The sequence below is a fragment of the Vogesella mureinivorans genome (assembly GCF_007644035.1).
Taxonomy (GTDB): domain Bacteria; phylum Pseudomonadota; class Gammaproteobacteria; order Burkholderiales; family Chromobacteriaceae; genus Vogesella; species Vogesella mureinivorans.
This window is the reverse complement of sequence record NZ_VMTV02000996.1, coordinates 1-341: the sequence shown is the minus strand read 5'-3', so window position 1 is coordinate 341 and position 341 is coordinate 1. Positions and strand designations below refer to the sequence as shown.

Genomic DNA, 341 nt, shown 5'->3' with positions numbered 1-341 from the left:
CAACCCACAATATGATGCGGGAATACGGATTGAGCCTCCACCATCACTTGCCCCTGCAATAGGTACAATTCCAGCAGCAACTTCTTCATAAGCTTCAACCACACCACCTAAGCCTTGGCGGAAACGGTCTTTATCGAGTTTTTTCTTAGTGTCTTTATCCCATAGACGACAACCGTCTGGAGAGAACTCATCACCTAAAACAATACGGTCATGGAACACACCAAATTCAAGTTTGAAATCAACAAGAAGCATGTTGCCTTGAGCAAATAAGTCTTTAAGTACCACATTCACTTTTTGAGTCAATTCTTTCATTTGAGCAAGCTGTTCCGCATTTGCCCAAC

General features: G+C 42.8%; 1 protein-coding gene. It reads right to left on the bottom strand.

Going from position 1 to position 341, the window contains the following annotated elements:
* The coding region (locus FLQ44_RS21870; protein ID WP_276607907.1) for a phosphoribosylaminoimidazolesuccinocarboxamide synthase at nt 1-341 on the bottom strand (341 nt) is incomplete at both ends.